Annotated in this window: 22 protein-coding genes; 11 read left to right on the top strand and 11 right to left on the bottom strand. The window is 63.0% G+C overall.

Translation table 11 applies throughout. From position 1 onward, the window contains the following. Positions 1 to 56 precede the first annotated feature (56 nt). Entirely contained in the window at positions 57 to 980 is a 924-nt protein-coding gene (locus HH303_RS10115; protein ID WP_169625223.1) for a sulfotransferase family protein, read from the top strand. Between the two features lie 4 nt (positions 981 to 984). Here the strand turns inward: HH303_RS10115 and HH303_RS10110 are convergent, their stop codons facing one another. From HH303_RS10110 to HH303_RS10100, 3 genes are all read right to left on the bottom strand, one after another. Beyond that, entirely contained in the window at positions 985 to 1479 is a 495-nt protein-coding gene (locus tag HH303_RS10110; protein WP_169625222.1) for a GFA family protein, read from the bottom strand. Positions 1480 to 1557: 78 nt separating this feature from the next. Further along, the gene (locus tag HH303_RS10105) at positions 1558 to 2400 is read right to left on the bottom strand and encodes an ABC transporter permease (protein WP_169625221.1); all 843 of its coding nucleotides are present in this window, start codon (positions 2398 to 2400) and stop codon (positions 1558 to 1560) included. A 10-nt stretch (positions 2401 to 2410) separates the two neighbouring features. Further along, positions 2411 to 3238, bottom strand: coding sequence for an ABC transporter permease (locus HH303_RS10100; RefSeq protein WP_169625220.1), 828 nt, complete (start codon positions 3236 to 3238; stop codon positions 2411 to 2413). Positions 3239 to 3380: 142 nt separating this feature from the next. Between HH303_RS10100 and HH303_RS10095 the strand changes: the two genes are divergently transcribed. From HH303_RS10095 to HH303_RS10085, 3 genes are all read left to right on the top strand, one after another. Beyond that, positions 3381 to 3797 (top strand): acyl-CoA thioesterase, encoded by a 417-nt coding sequence (locus HH303_RS10095; RefSeq protein WP_169625219.1) that lies wholly within the window; start codon positions 3381 to 3383, stop codon positions 3795 to 3797. Positions 3798 to 3830: 33 nt separating this feature from the next. Then, positions 3831 to 4232: a RidA family protein gene (locus tag HH303_RS10090; protein ID WP_169625218.1), complete on the top strand. Its 402-nt coding sequence runs from the start codon at positions 3831 to 3833 to the stop codon at positions 4230 to 4232. 72 nt (positions 4233 to 4304) lie between these two features. After that, entirely contained in the window at positions 4305 to 5054 is a 750-nt protein-coding gene (locus HH303_RS10085) for an MBL fold metallo-hydrolase (RefSeq protein WP_169625217.1), read from the top strand. 4 nt (positions 5055 to 5058) lie between these two features. Here the strand turns inward: HH303_RS10085 and HH303_RS10080 are convergent, their stop codons facing one another. The 5 genes from HH303_RS10080 to HH303_RS20090 all read right to left on the bottom strand — a co-directional run bounded on the left by HH303_RS10080 (position 5059) and on the right by HH303_RS20090 (position 10830). After that, a complete protein-coding gene (locus HH303_RS10080) occupies positions 5059 to 7716 on the bottom strand; it encodes a cation-translocating P-type ATPase (RefSeq protein WP_169625216.1) in 2658 nt (885 codons plus the stop codon). Positions 7717 to 7758: 42 nt separating this feature from the next. Continuing rightward, complete coding sequence (locus tag HH303_RS10075; protein WP_169625215.1) at positions 7759 to 8559, bottom strand: ABC transporter permease; 801 nt, start codon at positions 8557 to 8559, stop codon at positions 7759 to 7761. Further along, complete coding sequence (locus tag HH303_RS10070; RefSeq protein ID WP_169625214.1) at positions 8552 to 9322, bottom strand: ABC transporter ATP-binding protein; 771 nt, start codon at positions 9320 to 9322, stop codon at positions 8552 to 8554. Before HH303_RS10070 ends, HH303_RS10075 begins: the two co-directional genes overlap by 8 nt. An 11-nt stretch (positions 9323 to 9333) precedes the next feature. Beyond that, positions 9334 to 10347: an ABC transporter substrate-binding protein gene (locus HH303_RS10065; RefSeq protein ID WP_169625213.1), complete on the bottom strand. Its 1014-nt coding sequence runs from the start codon at positions 10345 to 10347 to the stop codon at positions 9334 to 9336. A gap of 210 nt (positions 10348 to 10557) precedes the next feature. Next, entirely contained in the window at positions 10558 to 10830 is a 273-nt protein-coding gene (locus tag HH303_RS20090) for a DUF1674 domain-containing protein (RefSeq protein ID WP_227421707.1), read from the bottom strand. Positions 10831 to 10944: 114 nt separating this feature from the next. Between HH303_RS20090 and htpX the strand changes: the two genes are divergently transcribed. Continuing rightward, positions 10945 to 11880, top strand: coding sequence for a zinc metalloprotease HtpX (gene htpX, locus HH303_RS10055; protein ID WP_169625212.1), 936 nt, complete (start codon positions 10945 to 10947; stop codon positions 11878 to 11880). On the opposite strand, the gene HH303_RS10050 is transcribed toward htpX, so the two are convergent. Beyond that, on the bottom strand, positions 11839 to 12648 hold the full coding sequence (locus HH303_RS10050; RefSeq protein WP_169625211.1) for a class I SAM-dependent methyltransferase: 810 nt from the start codon (positions 12646 to 12648) through the stop codon (positions 11839 to 11841). The genes htpX and HH303_RS10050 overlap by 42 nt on opposite strands. A gap of 74 nt (positions 12649 to 12722) precedes the next feature. On the opposite strand from HH303_RS10050, the gene gloB reads away from it, so the two are divergent. The 5 genes from gloB to HH303_RS10025 are packed head-to-tail and all read left to right on the top strand — an operon-like array spanning position 12723 to position 16110. Further along, positions 12723 to 13487: a hydroxyacylglutathione hydrolase gene (gene gloB, locus HH303_RS10045; protein WP_169625210.1), complete on the top strand. Its 765-nt coding sequence runs from the start codon at positions 12723 to 12725 to the stop codon at positions 13485 to 13487. Between the two features lie 30 nt (positions 13488 to 13517). Next, positions 13518 to 14126 carry a glutathione S-transferase family protein gene (locus tag HH303_RS10040; RefSeq protein ID WP_169625209.1) on the top strand — a complete coding sequence of 203 codons (609 nt, stop codon included), beginning with the start codon at positions 13518 to 13520 and terminating at the stop codon, positions 14124 to 14126. A 9-nt stretch (positions 14127 to 14135) separates the two neighbouring features. Then, positions 14136 to 14567, top strand: a complete 432-nt coding sequence (locus HH303_RS10035; RefSeq protein WP_169625208.1) for a cupin domain-containing protein — start codon at positions 14136 to 14138, stop codon at positions 14565 to 14567. Continuing rightward, positions 14564 to 15226 (top strand): hypothetical protein, encoded by a 663-nt coding sequence (locus HH303_RS10030; RefSeq protein WP_169625207.1) that lies wholly within the window; start codon positions 14564 to 14566, stop codon positions 15224 to 15226. Before HH303_RS10035 ends, HH303_RS10030 begins: the two co-directional genes overlap by 4 nt. A gap of 2 nt (positions 15227 to 15228) precedes the next feature. Then, positions 15229 to 16110 carry a DMT family transporter gene (locus HH303_RS10025; protein ID WP_169625206.1) on the top strand — a complete coding sequence of 294 codons (882 nt, stop codon included), beginning with the start codon at positions 15229 to 15231 and terminating at the stop codon, positions 16108 to 16110. A gap of 3 nt (positions 16111 to 16113) precedes the next feature. Here the strand turns inward: HH303_RS10025 and hemF are convergent, their stop codons facing one another. Together hemF and HH303_RS10015 are read right to left on the bottom strand one after the other, a co-directional pair. Then, complete coding sequence (gene hemF, locus HH303_RS10020) at positions 16114 to 17037, bottom strand: oxygen-dependent coproporphyrinogen oxidase (RefSeq protein ID WP_169625205.1); 924 nt, start codon at positions 17035 to 17037, stop codon at positions 16114 to 16116. Between the two features lie 63 nt (positions 17038 to 17100). Beyond that, positions 17101 to 17550, bottom strand: coding sequence for a tRNA (cytidine(34)-2'-O)-methyltransferase (locus HH303_RS10015; protein ID WP_169625204.1), 450 nt, complete (start codon positions 17548 to 17550; stop codon positions 17101 to 17103). Between the two features lie 389 nt (positions 17551 to 17939). Between HH303_RS10015 and petA the strand changes: the two genes are divergently transcribed. After that, on the top strand, positions 17940 to 18494 hold the full coding sequence (gene petA / locus HH303_RS10010; protein ID WP_169625203.1) for a ubiquinol-cytochrome c reductase iron-sulfur subunit: 555 nt from the start codon (positions 17940 to 17942) through the stop codon (positions 18492 to 18494). Positions 18495 to 18502 lie beyond the last annotated feature (8 nt).

Raw genomic sequence — 18502 nt, 5'->3', positions numbered from 1 at the left:
AGTGGAGTCGGTTGGGTTTGACGAGGGGGTGTGAAGAGGGGGGTGTGAAGAGGCGCGTGACGGAGCTGACCTATCCCGAGACATGGCAAGGTGTCGCGAAATCGATCCGCGCCTTGTCGGACAAGAATATCTTGTTCGTGACCGGCGCGGTGAAATCGGGCACGACCTGGACGCAGCTCTGGCTCGATCGGCATCCGGAAATCGCCTGCCGGGGGGAAGGGAACTATTTCAACCTTTTCGCCGGTGCGCTTCAGTCCCTGTGCAATGGCCACAATGCGCACAATCAGACGGAACTGACCGCGAAATCGTCGAAACTGCCGCCCTATCCGGCAATTTCACTGGCGCATATCCAATACCTGCTGCGCGAGACGGTGTTGGGGACCATGGCGGTTTACGCCGGGGACGATACGGTCCGCGTCGTGGCGGAAAAGACGCCGGTTACCATCGCCTCCCTTCGCACAGTCGCCCTGGTCATACCGGAAGCGTCGTTCCTTCATGTCGTGCGCGACGGGCGGGATGTCGTGGTGTCGACCTGGCACCACAATCTGCGCATCGGGGGGGATGCCTATCGGGAACAACACCCGACGCCGGGCAGCTTTATCGAGGAAATGGCACAAATCTGGGTGCGCCACCAAACCCCGGCCATCACCTTTCGCGCCGAACGGCCGGAGGCGATCCGGCAAATTCATTATGAAGACATGCTGGATGATCCGCTGCCGATTCTGACCGGGGTTTTCGACTGGTTGGGCGTCGATTCCGATCCGGCGGTGGCATGGGCGTGCCTGAAAGAATCGTCCTTTGAGACACTGGCGGACGGTCGGGCACCGGGCCAGGACGACCCCGGATCCTTCTTCCGGAAAGGCACCGCCGGACAATGGCGCACCGAATTCACCCCGGCGGAAGAAGCCCGGTTCTGGGACATTGCGGGGGAGGTTATGGAGGCCCAGGGCTACACCCGCGAGGGCCGTACCCGTCGGTGACCGGTCAGCCGTTGGCTTTCTGCCAAACCGCCGTCTGCCGGGCTAGGACTTCCGCGGACAGGAAGCTTTCGCGGTCGTAATAGATCGGAAAGGCGGGAATCCCCTCCGGCAGGGTCAGCCAGGGTACCTTGGATTCCGTGAAAATATGGGCATCGGGGGGCAGACGCGCCGGTTGTTCCAGGGTGCCGACCCGCACGAAGGCTGCATGGGTGCCCAGCGTCGGATAGTGGCTCCATACCGCGACCTTGCAATGCGGGCAGCGCACGACTTTCTGTCCCTTGCCGCTGGCGGATGGTGTGTCGATGGTCTCCGGCTCTCCCTGTTCAAGGAAGACCCTTTCCATTTCGATCATGGCGTTATGGGCGAAGGCTGTGCCCGTTTCCCGCTGGCACCAGGTGCAGTGACAGGCATGCACGACCATCGGCGGGCCTTCCAGACGGAACTGCACCGCGCCGCAGGTACAACGGCCTTTCAGGATTTCACCGGCTTTAACGGACATGCTGGGACTCCCGCGAGCGTGATTTTCATCGCGCCTATAGTCTCCGGCGAAACGGGACATCACAACAGGAATGTGATGTTACGGCTTGATCCGGTACCCGGTGGACAGAAGCCGCGCGGCAACGGCAAGCACGATGGCGAAAACCACAAGGCCGATACCGGCGCTGGTCAGAGGGTCGGTATCCCCATAGCCGAGTGCCGCCCATCGGAACCCATCGACCAGATAGTAGATCGGGTTGGCCTGAAAGATCGTGCGCCACAGGCCGTCCGGCACTGCGGTGATCGGGAAGAAGGTGCCGCTGAGAAACAGGACCGGCGCGACGATGAAGGTTTCCTTCCCGGCGAAGGAATCCCATTTCGCCGAAAACACGGCGCCGATGATCCCGCCCAGGGAAAAGATCCCGGCGGCCAGCGCCATGAAGAACAGGGTGGCGAGCGGATGCTGCGGCAGGCCCAGACCGAATAGAAACAGGCAAAGCCAGATACCTATCCCGATAATCAGGGAGACCACGATTCCGTTGACCAGATAGGCGGTCAGAATTTCCAGGGTGTTCAGCGGGGCGCTCAACACATCGTTCAACCCGTCGCTCTCCAGCTTGTCGAACATCAGGGAATAGCCGGTGGTTTCCAGCCCGCGCTGCATGACCGCGGAGATCACCAACCCGGCACCGATAAAGGCCATGAAATCCACGCCCGTGCGGGCCAGGGCATCGCCCGCCGCCAGGGTGAAGACGGCGGCGAACAGAATCGCCTGGATCGCCGGTCCGACGACCGCCATCCCGAACCAGCGGTATTCGCGCAACGCCTCCCGCCGCATCAGACTGATCATGCCCAATACGTTGCCCAGCCGGAAAATCCGGATTTGCGGTGCGCCTTTCGTGGCGAAGGCGCGGGGCCGGTCGTCTGCTGCGCGGTCGGTCATGCGTGACGGCTCAGTTCTTCAGCTTGTAACCGCTGGCGACCATGCGCCACGCGATCAGGCCTAAAACCGTATCGATGCCCAGCATCACGACGATGCCCAGCCAATACGGCGCGTCACCCGATCCGATGACACCGTGCCGGAAACCGTCGATCATGTAGAAGAACGGATTGAAATAGGCGATGGTATGGAACGGTTCCGGCAGGCGTTCGATGGAATAGAAGGTGCCGCTGAGGAACGAGAACGGTGTGATGACGAAATTCGTGATCGCCGCCATATGGTCGAACTTGTCGGCCCAGATGCCGCCGATGATCCCGATCAGGCTCAACATCATCGATGCGCAGACGCCGTGGAACAGGACCAATCCCCAGTCGCTGATCTGAAAGGGCACGAAAATCCACATGCACAGACCGGTCGTGAAGCCGACGACGACACCGCGCGTCGCCCCGGCCAGGGCATAGGCCGTGACCATTTCCAAGGCATTGATCGGCGGCATCAGGACATCGACGATGTTGCCCTGAACCTTTGAGATCACCAGCGAGGACGAGGTGTTGGCAAAGGCGTTCTGCGCCATCGCCATGACGATCAGGCCCGGCGCCAGAAAGACCGCGAAGGGAACGCCGCGCACCACCTCCACCGCATGGCCCAAGGCCAGGGTGAAGATTGCCAGGAACAACAGCGTGGTCACCACCGGGGCGGCGACGGTCTGTGTCGCGACGTTCAGGAAACGCCGGACTTCCTTCAGATACAAGCTGCGCCAGCCGATCCAGTTGACACGGCCGTAGCTACGGGGCCCCAGCCGCGACGCGCCGGGTCGGGAATGTCGAATAATGTCTGTCATGGTGCCGCTAACCTAGATCGGTTTGCTGGTTTCGCAAGTCCGAAGCGTGAGATAGGATCATGAACTCTTTAGGTCAAAATATTTTAAGCTTGAAATATTTGCCTGACCGACAGACAATCCCCCAACGACAAGAGAGATCAAGATGGCCGCCTACGAAACCAAACGCACGATCCTGTTCGAACATTGCGATCCCGCCGGGATCGTTTTCTTTCCGCGCTATTTCGAAATGTTGAACGGCGTCGCGGAAGAATGGTTCGACAAGGCGCACGGCATCAACTTCCGGGTTCTGCACGAAGACATGCGCCGGGGGATTCCGACGGTTTCGATGAACGACATCACCTTCAAGGCGCCCAGCCGGTTGAGCGATATCGTCACGTTCCGGTACGGCGTGAAGGCGCTGGGCAATGCCAGCCTGACCATCCGTTTCGAAATTGTGGGAGAGGACGGCGGCCTTCGGGTTTCCGGCGACCAGACCATCGTCTTCGTCGATATGGACAAGATGAAACCGGTGCCGTTTCCGGACGACCTTCGGGCCAGCATCGAAAAATACAAGATTTAAAATCTCTAAAGAAAACAGTTCGGGGAAACGACCATGCACGACATTCTGCATCCGGCATCTTGGAAGAAGGCATCCGGCTACGCCAACGGGATTGCGGCGGATAATTCCGGCAAGACCGTTTATCTGGGCGGTCATATCGGGTGGAACGGCCAGCAGGAATTCGAAACCGACGATTTCGTCGGTCAGGTCCGGCAGGCCCTGCAGAATGTCGCGGACGTCCTGGCGGAGGCGGGCGGCAAGCCCGAACATCTGGTACGCCTGACCTGGTACATCACCGACAAGAAGGAATACCTGTCCCGCCTGCGCGAGGTGGGGGAGGCCTACCGCGCCGTTCTGGGCCGCAATTTCCCGGCCATGACCATGGTTCAGGTCGTCGCCCTGGTTGAAGACCGCGCCAAGGTCGAAATCGAAGGCACCGCCGTCATCCCGGCTTGATGGCCGGCCTCTTGCCTCTCCGTAAAAGACGCGCGACAGTCTCCGCGTATTTTTGACGGATGAGGTGGGGACATGAGCGCAATTCCGGTGGCCGATCGGTGGTATCGTAGCGAACGTCTGGGGGATGGCGTCCGCCTGATTTTCGAACACCACCTGAGCCCCGACGTCTTCTGCAACATCTGGTTCATCGAGGGCCGGGACCGGAACCTGATTTTCGATACCGGCACCGGCATGCGCCCATTGAAGCAGGAACTGGCCTTCCTGTCCGAAAAGCCGGTGATCTGCGTCGCCGGGCACAGTCATTTCGATCATATGGGCGGCAATTGGGAATTCGACGACCGCTGGGGCCATGCGGCGGAAGCGGAAATTATCGCCGCGCCGACGCCGGGCAACACATTGGCGCTGGACTATATCGAACCGCGCCATTTGTCCGCCCTGCCCTATGCCGGGTTCACCTGCGAAGGCTATTCCCTGAAACCCGCGCCGCTGACCCGGATGGTCGACGACGGCGACGTGGTCGATCTCGGCGACCGGGTGTTTACGGTCTTGCACGTGCCCGGCCATTCGCCCGGCTCCATCGCCCTGTTCGAGGAAGCGACGGGTCTGCTTCTGTCCAGTGACTGCCTGTATGACGGGCATCTTCTGGACGAGCTGTTCCATTCGAACATCCCGGATTACCTGGAAAGCATGGAACGGCTAAAGGAACTGCCGGTCCGGACGGTGCGGCCCGGCCATTACGCCAGTTTCGGCAAGGACCGGCTGATCGAACTGGCGGATGACTATATCGCCGGACGCCGCAAGCCGGGCTGTCCGAACGACTGACCGGTCAATTCCGGCGCAGACGCTTCCAGATCTGAAACTCCGCTTCCACCAGAATCGACACGGTGAAGGCCGCGACGACGGCGATCAGCCATCCGTCGAGCGGCAGTGCCGCCGATCCGAACAGCGATTGCAGCGCCGGGATATAGCTGAACCCCGCCTGTAGCACGACGGTCGCCAGGATTGCCGGGCCGATCAGCTTGTTGTCGCGCCACAACCCCTTTGCAAACAAGCCTTTGTTCAGCCGCCGCGCGTTCAGGATATAGGCGCAATCGCAGACCACCAGTACGGTGACCGCCAGGGTTCGCGCTTCCGCCAGGGGGGTGCCGGTGGCGGTGGCATAGAGGAACGCTCCGTAACTGGCCGCGACCATCAGCATGGCGACATAAAGCGTGCGCCATAACAGATACAGGTCGAGCATCGGCGCGGCCGGGTCGCGCGGCGGTCTTGCCATGACGGCGCTTTCGCTGGGTTCGAAGGCCAGCGCGAGGGCGAGGGTCACCGTCGCGATCATGTTCACCCACAGGATCTGCGCGGGCGTGACGGGCAGGATCTGACCCGCCAAAACGGCGGCCAGAATGACGAAGGACCAGCCGAAACTGGTCGGCAGGATGAACAGGATCGACTTGCGGATATTGTCGTAAACGACGCGGCCTTCCTCCACCGCCGCGGCGATGGACGCGAAATTGTCGTCCGCCAGGACCATGTCGGCGGCTTCCTTCGCGGCTTCCGTCCCGTTCGCGCCCATGGCGGTGCCGATATCGGCGCGTTTCAGGGCCGGGGCGTCGTTGACCCCGTCGCCGGTCATGGCGACGATGCGGCCGTCGGCCTGCAATGCCTCGACAAGGCGCAGTTTATGTTCCGGTGTGGTGCGGGCGAAGACATCGCAATCGGCGGCATGCAGGCGAAGGGTATCCGCGTCCATGGCATCGATTTCCGGCCCCGACAGCGCGCGCGTGCCATCCCCTATGCCCAGACTTCCGGCGATGGAGCGAGCGGTGGCGGCATGGTCGCCGGTGATCATCTTCACCCGGATACCGGCGGCATGGCATTCGGCGACGGCGGGGGAGGCTTCCTCGCGCGGCGGGTCGATCAGCCCGACAAGGCCCAGCATTCGGAAATGCGTGCCGAGGGACGCGTCGCTCAACGGGCCGTAACCGGTTTCGTGTTCCGGTCCGGCCTCCCGCCACGCGACGGCAAGGACGCGGCGCCCCCCGGCGGCCAGAGCGTCGATCTTGGTTTTCCAGCCATCCGCATCGATGGGACTGCCGTCCGCTTCCGCCGCGCAACGGTCCAGGACACGTTCGGGCGCGCCTTTCAAAACCAGAAAGGCCGTCGGCTCCGGCCGGTCCTGGAACAGATGCCGGGTCGCCATGAACTTGCGCCGCGAATCGAAGGGCAGGGAGGCATGTCGGGGATGGGCGGCGCGTTCTTCCGCCGGATCGAAGCCGGCGCTGACGGCGGCGGCCAGAAAGGCGCTGTCGGTCGGGTTGCCGTGATAGGTCCAGCCCGATCCGTGCCAATCCGCCTCCCCGTCATTGCACAGCAATCCGGCGCGCAGCAGCTGTTGTTTCACCGTATCGGATTCGTCGCTGGTGACGACGTCTTCGACGGTCAACCGGTTTTGGGTCAGCGTCCCGGTCTTGTCGCAGCAGATGACGGATACCGCCCCCAGGGTTTCCACGGCAGGCAGGCGCCGAATGATTGCGTTTCGCCGCACCATGCGGGTTACCCCGATGGCCAGCGCGATGGTCATGATCGCGGGCAGGCCTTCCGGGATCGCCGCGACGGCCAGGGCGACCGCGGCCATGAACATGTCGCGCGCCCCGAAATCCTGCACCGCCCAGCCGAACAGCGCCATCGCCCCGGCCAGCGCCAGTATGACGACGGTCAGGACGCCCGCGAATTTCTCTAATTGGCGCATCAGCGGCGTTTCGACCGGCGGCAGGCCCGCGATCATGCCGGTGATGCGGCCCAGTTCCGTCTTGCTGGCGGTTTCCGTCACCGTGCCCGCGCCGAAACCCTGCACGACCAGCGTCCCGGCATAGGCCATGTTGATACGGTCGGCCAGCGCCGCGTCGCTATCCAACGGGTCCGTGCCTTTCGCCACCGGCAGGGATTCGCCGGTCAGTGCGCTTTCCTGGATTTCCAGGGATTCGGTTTCGACCAGCCGCAGGTCGGCGGGCACGCGATCCCCGGCCTTCAACAGGACCAGATCGCCGGGCACCAGGTCTTCCGCCGGGATGGTTTCGCGATGACCGTCGCGGCGGATCGCGGCGGCAGGCGCCAGCATGTCGCGGATCGCCTCCAGCGCGCGTTCCGCCTTGCCTTCCTGAATGAAACCGACGACGGCGTTGATCAACACGACCAGCAGGATCACCGACGCGTCGATAACCTCCCCCAATATCGCGGAGATCGTGGCGGAGCCGAGCAGGACATAGATCAGGATGTTCTGGAACTGTGCCAGGAAGCGCCGGATCGGGCCGGGCCGGGGTTCCTGCGGCAAGCGGTTGGGGCCGTATTTCTCCCGGCGGGAGGCCGCCTCATCGGCGTCGAGACCCAGGACGGATGTGTCCAATTCGGTCAGCACCCGCTCCACGGTTTGGGCGTGGAAGGGCGGGGTAGCCTCGATCCTGCCGCGTTCGGTAATGTCGCGTTCCGTCATGGTCCCCCTCGGGACGGGCCCAACCACCCCGTCCTGTTCGGATCAGACGCGCCAGCGCAGCACCCGTCTTTCGATCCGCCCGATCGTCCAATTCACACCGACGCCGAGCAAGGACAAAATCGTCACACCGGCGAACAGGCGCTCCAGATCGTATAGCGACCCGGCCTCCAGGATATAGGCACCGATCCCGTATTCCGCACCCAGCATCTCTGCCGCGACCAACAAAATAATCGCGATGGCCAGACTGACACGCAGCCCGGACAGGATACCCGGCAGGGCGCCTGGCAGGACGATCTTGCGCAGGATCGACAGGCCGGAGAGGCCGAAGCTCTGGCCCATGCGGATCAGGCCGCGATCGACGGAATCCACCGCGCCATAGGTCGCGACCACGGTCGGCGTGAAGGTGCCGAAGGCGATCAGCGCGTATTTCGATGCCTCGTCGATGCCGAACCAGATGACGAAAAGCGGCAGCAGCGCGATTTTCGGAATCGGGAAGATGGCGGCGATCACCGGCACCAGCCCGGCGCGGATATGGGAAAACAGACCGATCGTCAGACCGACGCCGATCCCGGCCGTGGCCCCCAGCGCCGCGCCGACGGCCAGCCGCGACAGCGATGGGACGACGTGTTTCCACAGCAACCCGGTATCCCACAGCGACACGAAGGTCATCAGGACGGCGGACGGGCGCGGCAGGGTCAGATTGGAGATCACGCCGGTCCGGGTACCGATTTCCATCGCCGCGATGAGGGTGACGAAGACCAGCGGTCCCATCCAGGCAATGGGCTTCGGCGCGAAACCGCCGCCCCGGAACGGGACGGGCTTGCCGTCTTTCGGGTCAGCCATGGGTCACAAGCTCCGCATCCGCCGCCCGGGCCTCGTCCCGCATCAGGGACCAGAGATGGGCGCGTTTTTCTTCCAAATCCGCCTGACCGGCCCGGCGGTCGGCAAGGTCGGTATCGATTTCCACGATGTCCCGGATACGGCCGGGCCGCCGTGATAACAGGACGATGCGATGGCCCAGGCGCACCGCCTCATCCAGATTGTGCGTGACATAAACGGCGGTGAATGCCTGTCGCGTCCACAGGCCGACCAAGTCTTCCATCAGCAATTCGCGCGTCTGGCTGTCCAGGGCGGACAGCGGTTCGTCCATCAGCAGCACCGCCGGCTCGACGGCCAGGGCGCGGGCGATGGCGACACGCTGCTTCATGCCGCCGGACAATTGCTTCGGCAGGGCGTCGCGGAAATCGGACAGGTTCGTGCGGGCCAGAACGTCGGTGATCACCGCGTCGATCCGCGATTTCGGCAATCCGTGGTCTTCCAATACCAGCGCGATATTGCCCGCCACCGTGCGCCAGGGCAGCAATGCAAAATCCTGAAAGACATAGGTCAGCGGGTTCAGGCAGCCGTCGGGCGGCGTGCCGATCTGCCGGATGTCGCCCTCGCTGGGCCGCTCCAATCCGCCGACAAGTCGCAGCAAGGTCGACTTGCCGCAGCCCGACGGCCCGACCAGACAGACGATCCGCCCGGTCGGGATATGCAGGTCGATACCGTCCAGAACCGGCGCACCGTCATACCGATGCGTAATCTGATCCAGATGAAGGTCCATGCGCCGAAAATTTAAATGATGTCGACGTAGGACTGATCGACCAGCGTATCGATCCCGATCGAGTCCTTGACCAGACCTTCCGATTTGAACCAGTCCAACTGATCGGTGACGGAGGCGAGGTTGAGCGCCGCATTCTTGTTCAGGCGCATGGCGCCGTTGACGATGCCCGGCGTCGCGTCTTCCAACGATTTGTCGGCATAGACGTATTTGTGGATCAGCTTCACCATCTCGTCCGCGCCGTCCTCGCCCAGCGTTTTGTCGACCAGGGCGGCGTTGAAATCGTCCACACCCTTGGACAGGGCGGCCAGGAAGGCCTCCGTCTGGCCGCGTTCCTGGTCGGCATTCTTGGTGGAGGTGAAAACCGTCGTGACCTGATAATTCGGCAGGTAATCGGACACGTTGCCGATGATATGGGCAGACCCGCCGGCGGCCAAAGGCTTGGCGATATGCGGGACGATGGACCAAGCGTCGACCTGACTGGTTTTCAGCGCCCCGATGATCGCGCCGACCTTCTGCAACGGCTTGAAATGCAGCTCCGCGCCTTCCTCGGCAGCGATCTTCGACCCCATATAGTGGAAGGACGATCCGGCCTGGGTCATGGCGAAACTCTTGCCGTCCAGTTTCGACGGATCGGTCAGACCGGCGGCGAAGGCGTCGTTGGAGGCCAGGATTTTCTGGCCGTCGATGCCCGGCTCTTCCGACAGGCTGCCGCCGATAACCTTCGCGGCGCCCTTTTCCGCCAGGGAGATCAGGCCGCCGGAAATCGCGGTCACGGCGTAATCGACATCGGTCGACGCCACGGCAACGGCCATGGGCTGCGCCGCCTGAAAGAATTCCAGTTCGACATCCAGACCGGCATCCGCGAAATAACCGCGTTCCAGCGCGACGAAGCTGGCCGCATGGCTGGTGAAGCGCAACGCGCCCAAACGAATTTTGGTCGATGCCAGCGCGGGCCGCGCGATCAGCGGCAAGGCGCCCAGCGCGGCGACGGTGCCGAGGGCCTGACGACGGGTGAAACGGGACATGGGTTTCCTCCTGGTCGGATGTTGTTCGTTGAATCGGGCGGAGTGTAGTCACCCGCGCCTGAAGGTCATGCCCTTTTTTCGGAATAACAACACGGAATGAAACTCCGTTCTTGTCATCCTGGCGCAGGCCGGGATCCAGGGAAAAATGCGCTGATATAACGGGCCGCCCTGGACCCAGGCCCGCGCCAGGGTGACGATTTGAAGCATCAATCAGAAATCGACGCAGCGTCCGGCCTTTTCCCAATCGCCGTAGCGGGTGGGTTCCAGACCCTTCGGGCCGCCGAACTCTTTTTCGATTTGGCCTTCGAATTCGGCTTGTTTGCGCCAGCGTTCGCCCGCGGCTTCCGCCTTCAACTCCGCAAGGCGGCGTTCGTCGACGCCGGCCAGATCGTCCGGATCGACGCCTTCGGGCAGGTCTTCCGCCGCCGGCTTCTTCGGCGGAGCGGGTTTGCTGGTCTTGAAAAGGTCGGACAGTTTGCTCATGCCCCGGGATATACACCGCAATGCCCGTCGGTCAAAGGGGGGATGGTCGATCTTGATCGGGACGCGGCAATCCCCATTTCTATAAGCGGATTTCGGACAATTTTCGGAGACGACATGAACACGTTCCGCACCGGGATGCTGATGGCCGCCATGACGGCGCTGTTGGGTGTCTGCGGCTATTTGATCGGTGGGCAGACCATGATGATCCTGGCGCTGGGTTTCGCCGGGGTCAGCAACCTGATCGCCTTCTGGAACGCGGACAAGATCGTCCTGCGCATGCACAATGCGCGGGAAGTGGATGCGGCCAGCGCGCCGCAGCTTTACGGCATCGTGTCCGATCTGGCGGCGCGGGCGCAACTGCCGATGCCGCGCGTCTATGTCATCGAAACGGACCAGCCCAATGCCTTCGCCACCGGGCGGAACCCGGAAAACGCCGCCGTTGCCGCGACGACGGGTTTGCTGCGCCTGCTGAACCGCGAGGAACTGTCGGGCGTCATGGCGCATGAATTGGCGCATGTGAAAAACCGCGACACCTTGACCATGACGGTGACCGCGACGATTGCCGGTGCGATTTCCGCGCTGGCCAATATGGCGATGTTCGCCAGTTTCTTCGGCGGCAGCGACAATCGGAACAATCCGTTCGGGGCGGTCGGCGCGCTATTGGTCATGTTCCTGGGCCCGATGGCGGCGGCGCTGGTGCAGATGGCGATCTCCCGCACACGGGAATATTCCGCCGACCGGATGGGCGGGGAAATCTGCGGCAATCCGCTATGGCTCGCCTCCGCCTTGCAGAAATTGCAGAAGGGCGCGTCGGCGATCGACTATGAAGCCGCCGAACGCAACCCGGCGACGGCGCATATGTTCATCGTGAATCCCTTGCATGCGCGCAGCATGGACGGGCTGTTCACGACGCATCCGAAGACGGAAAACCGCGTCGCGGCCCTGATCGAACAGGCGGAAGAAATGCGCGCGGGATCCTATCGTCCGGGGTCGAAACCGACCCGCCGGTCACGCATTCCGGTGACGCGCAAGGCCGGTCCCTGGAGTTAACGCCCCGCTGCCCGTTTCTTCCCGCGCCGTCGCGCTGCGACCGGCAAGCGACGGCTTGAAGGACGGGACTTGCACCAGACGCGGACGGAAGGCGACGCGTCGCGCCGGGGTGGCGGCATAGACCTGCTTATGTGCTTCCACGAACAGGGCGCCGCCCAGACGCGGGAACCAGCGCCTGCCGATTCGCTCCAACGCCTCGCGGCTGCGCAGGGTCGGGCCGAAGTCCATCGGCGGCATGTACAGCCCACGTGTGATCGACAGCGGTTCGAACAGGCAATCGCCCAGCAGGCGTTCCATCTGGGCGCGGCTATAGGGTTTGCCGTGGCCGAAGGGCGTCTTTTCGAATCGCGCCCAGATGCCCCGGCGCGACGGCACCACGACCAGCAACCGCCCGTGGCCGCTCAACACCCGCCAGCATTCGCGCATCATGGCACGCAGATATTCGCTGTTTTCCATGGAATGGACCAGCAATAGGCGGTCTACCGACATATCGTCGAAGGGCAGGCTGGTTTCGTCGGCCAGCGCCACCCGGTTCGGTTTGCCGCGCGGCCAATGGGTCACGCCCTGATGCGCGGGCATGACGGCGATCAGGCGTTCCGCCTCCCCCTCGAACTGTTTCATATAGGGGGTGGCATAGCCCATGCCGACCAGCGTGCAGCCACGGATATCCGGCCAGTGATTGCGGATTTCCGCCTGGACGAGGTCGCGCACCGCCCGGCCGAGGCGGCTACGGTAAAACCTGTTATAGTCGAGTACGTCGTTCCACATGGGGGTGATCCTAGATCACTTGTCTATCGGACGATACCCGCTAGCTTAAGGGCGACGAAAAAGCGAGGTGGGACATGCTTGATATCCGCCAGATTCCGGTTCGGACGGACAATTACATCTATTTGATGCGTGACACGGATAGCGGCGACGTCGCCGTCGTGGACCCGGCCGACGCCGCGCCGGTCCTGGCACAGGCGAAGGCGCTGGGCTGGACCATCACGCATATTCTGAACACCCATCATCACGGCGACCATGTCGGCGGGAACCTGGAAATCCAGGCGGAAACGAACTGTACCATCGTCGGCCCGAAGGCCGACCGCGACCGTATTCCGGGGATTTCCGTTGAAGTCGGCGACGGCGACCATTTCCGATTCGGCAGAGCCGTCGCGACCGTTTTCGACGTGCCCGGCCATACGCGCGGCCATATCGCCTTTCATTTTGCGGAGGATAAGGCGCTGTTCTGCGGCGACACGCTGTTCGCGATGGGCTGCGGGCGTCTGTTCGAAGGCACCCCGGCGCAGATGTGGACCAGCCTGGGCAAGCTGCGCGCGCTGCCGGACGATACCCGCGTCTTCTGTGCCCATGAATATACGGAGGCCAATGCGCGTTTCGCGCTGTCGATCGATCCGGACAATGCGGCGTTGAAAAGCCGCGTCGATGAAATCGACCGGACCCGCGCCGCGAATCGGCCCACCGTTCCTTCCTTGCTGGGGGAAGAAAAGCGCACCAATCCCTTCCTGCGTGCCGACGATCCCGCTCTCGCGGCCGGTCTGGATATGACCGGACGGGACGCGACCGCCGTTTTCGCGGAAATCCGCAGCCGGAAGGACAATTTCTAAGGTCTTACCCACTTTCTAAGGAAAACGAGCATGAAGCTCTTCTTCAGTGATGCCTCGCCCTATGCGCGGAAATGCCTGGTGACCGCCCATGAAAAAGGGTTGGCGGATCAGATCGAAATCGAACGGATCAACCCCTATGAATCGGAATTCCGGGACCTGAACCCGCTGGGCAAAATCCCCTGCCTAATCCTGGCGGAGGATACCGGCCTGTTCGACAGTTTCGTGATTTGCGACTATCTGGATCGTCTGGGCACCGGCCCGGCGCTGATCCCGGCCACGGGGGCCTTGCGCGATCAGGTTCTGCGCCTGCACGCCATTGGCCAGGGCATCACCGATGCGGCCCTGAACCTGCGGTCCCAAGTCATGCGCGATGCGAAACTGGATACGCCGCTGCCGAAGGATTGGTATGTCGACCGGCAATGGACGGCGATTCAGAAAAGCTGCATTTTGCTGGACCGGGAAATCGAAACGCTGAAAGGCGCGCTCGACCTCGGTCAGATTTCGGTGGCGACGGCGCTGGGCTATCTCGACCTGCGGTTCCCGGAATCGGCGTGGCGGCACCATGCCCCGTTGCTGGCGGATTGGTACGCCGCATTGATCGAACGCCCGTCCCTTCAGGCGACGATGCCGAAAGGCTGAGGACGTCAAATGACCGGCGCGCGGGACATCATCGACAGGTTAGGGCTCCAGCCGCATCCGGAAGGCGGCTGGTTCGCCGAAACCTATCGACAGGATTCCGGCGATGGATCGCGCGGCGCGTCGACGGCGATCTATTACCTGTTGGAACGCGGGCAGCGGTCGCATTGGCACCGCGTTCTGGACGCGGATGAGGTCTGGCATTGGTATGCCGGTTCGACCCTGCGCCTGTCGCGGGCGGCCCCCGGCGAACCGGCGCAGGACATCTGCCTGGGTCCCGACCTCGCAGGCGGGGAACAGCCGCAAGCCGTCATTCCGGCGGGCCATTGGCAGGCGGCGGAAAGCCTGGGCGACTGGACCCTGGTCGGCTGTACCGTCGCACCGGCTTTTGACTTCGCCAGTTTCGAGATGGCCCCTCCCGATTGGACCCCGCCAGCATCATGAGCGGTGAATACGACGTCATCGCCGCCGCCTTGGCGGAGGTCGGCCTGCTGGCACGCGGCGGATTTCTGCCCGGCCCGCAGGACAATGCGCCTCGATCCTGCGGCAGCTTGATTCTGGTCGGCAATGCCGGGCCGGACTTCTGGCCCCATTTCGAAGCGGGGCGGCGGGACGAACCGAATGCATTGGACGCCTGGACAAAGCGCACGGTCGACCGGATCGCCGCGAAGGCCGGGGGCTGGGCCGTTTATCCGTCCGACGGACCGCCCTATTTTCCGTTTCAGCGCTGGGCCATGCAGGTGGAACCGGTCTCGCCGTCGCCGTTGGGCATGTTGATCCACCCGGAATACGGTCTGTGGCACGCCTATCGCGCGGCGATCTGCCTGCACCGCGAAATCGACGTGCCGCCACGCCGGGACGCCGTGTCGCCCTGCAATACCTGCACCGCCAAGCCTTGCCTGTCGACCTGTCCCGTCGGGGCATTTTCTGACGACGGCTACGATGTCGCGGCCTGTGCCGATCATTTACGGGCTCCGGAGGGGGGCGATTGCCTGGAATTGGGCTGCCGGGCCCGGCGCGCCTGTCCGGCGGGCGATCCCGGCCTTTACGCGCCGGGTCAGGCGGCGTTTCACATGCGGGCCTTCCTCGCGGCGAGAGGCTGACGATGCAGCGCAGCGTCGTTTTCGGGCTGCTGGCAGCCATGACGGCGGTTGCCATTTGGGGCGGCAACTTCATTGCGTCGCGCTACCTGTCCAGTCATGTCCCGCCCATCGGCCTCGCCTTTTTCCGGTGGAGCGTCGGGTTCCTGGTGCTGGCGCCCTTCGCGCTGCGGCCGATGATCCGTCAACGGCGGGTGATTTTCCGCAATTTCCCGATGATCGCCCTGACGGCGTTTCTCGGCGTCACCAGCTTCAACACCCTGATTTATTTCGCCGGGGCGACCACGGCGGCGGTGAAGATGGCCCTGATCGCGGCCCTGATTCCCGCGCTCATGATCGTCAGCGACCGCGTGCTGTTCGGCACGCCGATTACCGGCCGGAAACTCGCGGGGCTGATCGTCGCCTTTCTGGGGGTCGCCTTCCTGGTCAGCGGCGGCGATCCGGTCAGCCTGCTGCATCAGGGATTCGCGCTGGGCGATCTGTTGATGCTGGGCGCGTCCGCCAGCTTCGCCTTTTACAGCACCCTGCTGAAATACCGGCCGAAGGAATTGGATCCGAACGCGCATCTGGGCGCGATGTTCCTGATCGGGATCATGCCGCTGTTCCCGGCCTATCTGTGGGAAAGCGCGTATGTGCGGCCCGTCGTGTGGGACGCGACGACGATTTACGGCATCGCCTATGTCGGGATCGTCGCGTCGGCGGTCGCCTATTTCTGCTGGAACATTGCCGTGCGCGACCTGGGCTCGACACGGTCCGCCATGGTCTATTACACGATCCCGCTGGCCACCGCGTTCGAGGCCGTGCTGATCCTGGGGGAAGCGATCACCCCCGTGCACGGCATCAGCTTCGCGATCATCATCGGCGGAATAGTGCTGGCCCGAAAGTAAGGTTTAGGGCCACTTCGCTTCCGGCGGCAGAGACATCAGCACGGCTTCCGGGTTACCGCCGGTCATCAGGCCGAACCGCGTGCCCCGGTCGTAGACCAGGTTGAATTCGGCATAGAGGCCGCGTTTTTCCAATTGCCAGTCGCGATCCTCAGCGGTCCAGCTTTCAGACAGGTGCCGCCGCACGAGTGTCGGATAGATATCCAGGAAACACCGCCCGACATCCTGAACGAAGGCGAAATCGGCCGTCCAATCGCCGCTGTCCAGATAGTCGAAGAAGATACCGCCGACGCCGCGCGCCTGATTGCGGTGTTTGATGAAGAAATACTCGTCGCACCATTCCTTGTATCGCGGATAATCGGCGCAGGGATGGGCGTCGCAGGTGGCCTTCAGCGCGGCGTGGAAATCCGCCGTGTCCTGCGGCACCTCCACCATCGGATTCAAATCCGTGCCGCCGCCGAACCAGCTTTTCGACGTGACGATCATGCGCGTGTTCATATGGATCGCCGGGATTTTCGGGGACCGCATATGGGCTACCAGCGAAACGCCGGCCGCCCAGAACGCGCCGCCGCTTTCCGCCGCGCCGGGGATTTCCTTGCGGAATTGTTCGGAAAACGTGCCATGCACGGTGGAGATATTGACCCCGACTTTTTCGAAGACGCGCCCGCCGCGCATCACCGACATGACGCCGCCCCCACCATGAGCACCGCCGCCCTGATTCCCGCCTCCCTGGTTTCCGCCGCCTTGATCCCCGCCGTCATTCGGACGTTGCCATTCCTTGCGCTCGAACCTGCCGGGCGCGAGATCCGCATGCGGTTGGCCCGCGGGCAGCTCGGTTTCGATCGTCTCGAATTCCGCGCAGATATCGTCGCGCAGGGTGCGGAACCAATCGGCGGCGAGCGTTTTACGATCGGATAAGGAATTGGTCATGCGTATCTCTCCAAATTTCCGCCCTGCTTACCGTTTCCGCCCCTATCAGGCCAGTAGCGAGTTTCAGGCGGGCAACTGTCCGGTAGCGCGCAATCCTTCCGCCAGGATCATTCCGGCGGACAGGGCGACGTTCAGCGACCGGGCGTCGGGCACCATCGGAATGCGGATGCGCGCCTCCGCGCTGTCATGGACCGCGTCGGGAACCCCGGCCCCTTCCGATCCGAACAGTAGGATGTCGTCGGGGCGGTAGTCGAAACCGTAGGCGGATACGGCGCCTTTCGTCGTTGCCAGAACGACGCGGCCCGGATGGGCATCTCGGAAGGCCTGCCAATTCATGTGTCGGGTCAGGGAGGCCTTGGCGATATAATCCATGCCCGCGCGGCGCAGCTTCGCGTCCGACCAGACGAAGCCGCAGGGTTCGATGACGTCCAGCCCGACCCTGAAGCAGGCGCATAGCCGCAAGATCGCGCCCGCATTCTGGGGAATGTCCGGCTGAAACAACGCCACCCGCATTTGTCGATCCTTCTTCGTGTCCGATGGATGTGCATCCGAGGCAACCCGGACCGGAATGTCAATTTTCCGGTAACGCGCGTCATTCTGCGGCATCGCGAGATTTACGGCGGCGGTACCCGCGTAGGCGTAGAACCGGACCTTTCCATTTTTGAAACAATGCAGTATACGGACGCAGTGCCGGAGTCCGTTGGGGGATCCTTTCGACGCCGACACCGCCCGGAAACCGGGGCGGTACGAATGTGCGACCTTGCCTTGCGGCAGGATGTCGCAGTCTGACTCGCCAATCCGGGGGAAATTCCTATGGTAGGCGCGATGTCTACTATGAACGCGGTTGGGGGCGGGGAGACCTGTGCCCTCCGTTTGGTTTACGAGTTTCGAGGGGATTCGAAATGGCGGAAGCGACACAGTCCGGCGGACCCGATGAAGAAGAAGGCGTCGGCCGGCGCGATTTCCTGAACTATCTGGCCGTTGGGGTCGGTGCCGTCGGCGCCGCATCCTTCGTATGGCCGGTGATCGACAGCATGAACCCGTCCAAAGACGTGCTGGCTCTGGCCTCGATCGAAGTCGATCTGAGCCAGATTGACGTTGGCTCCGCCGTGAAAGTGTTCTGGCGCGGCAAGCCGGTCTTTATCCGCCATCGCACGGCGAAGGAAATCGAGGAAGCGGAAGACGTCGACGTCGCCACGCTGATCGATCCCCAGTCCGACGCGGACCGGGTTCAGAAGCCGGAATGGCTGATCGTCGTCGGGGTCTGTACGCATTTGGGCTGTATCCCGGTCGGCACCGCCGAAGGCGAAACCCGGGGCGAGTTCGATGGCTGGTTCTGCCCGTGCCACGGGTCGCACTACGATTCGTCGGGTCGTATCCGCAAGGGTCCGGCGCCGCAGAACCTTCATGTCCCCGCCTATGAGTTCCTGACCGACACCACCGTTCGGATCGGGTAACGGAGATC

The organism is Pacificispira spongiicola (assembly GCF_012926505.1).
Taxonomy (GTDB): Bacteria; Pseudomonadota; Alphaproteobacteria; order UBA8366; family Aestuariispiraceae; genus Pacificispira; species Pacificispira spongiicola.
Note: the sequence above shows the minus strand (reverse complement) of the source record. Positions and strands in the feature narration are given on the sequence as shown.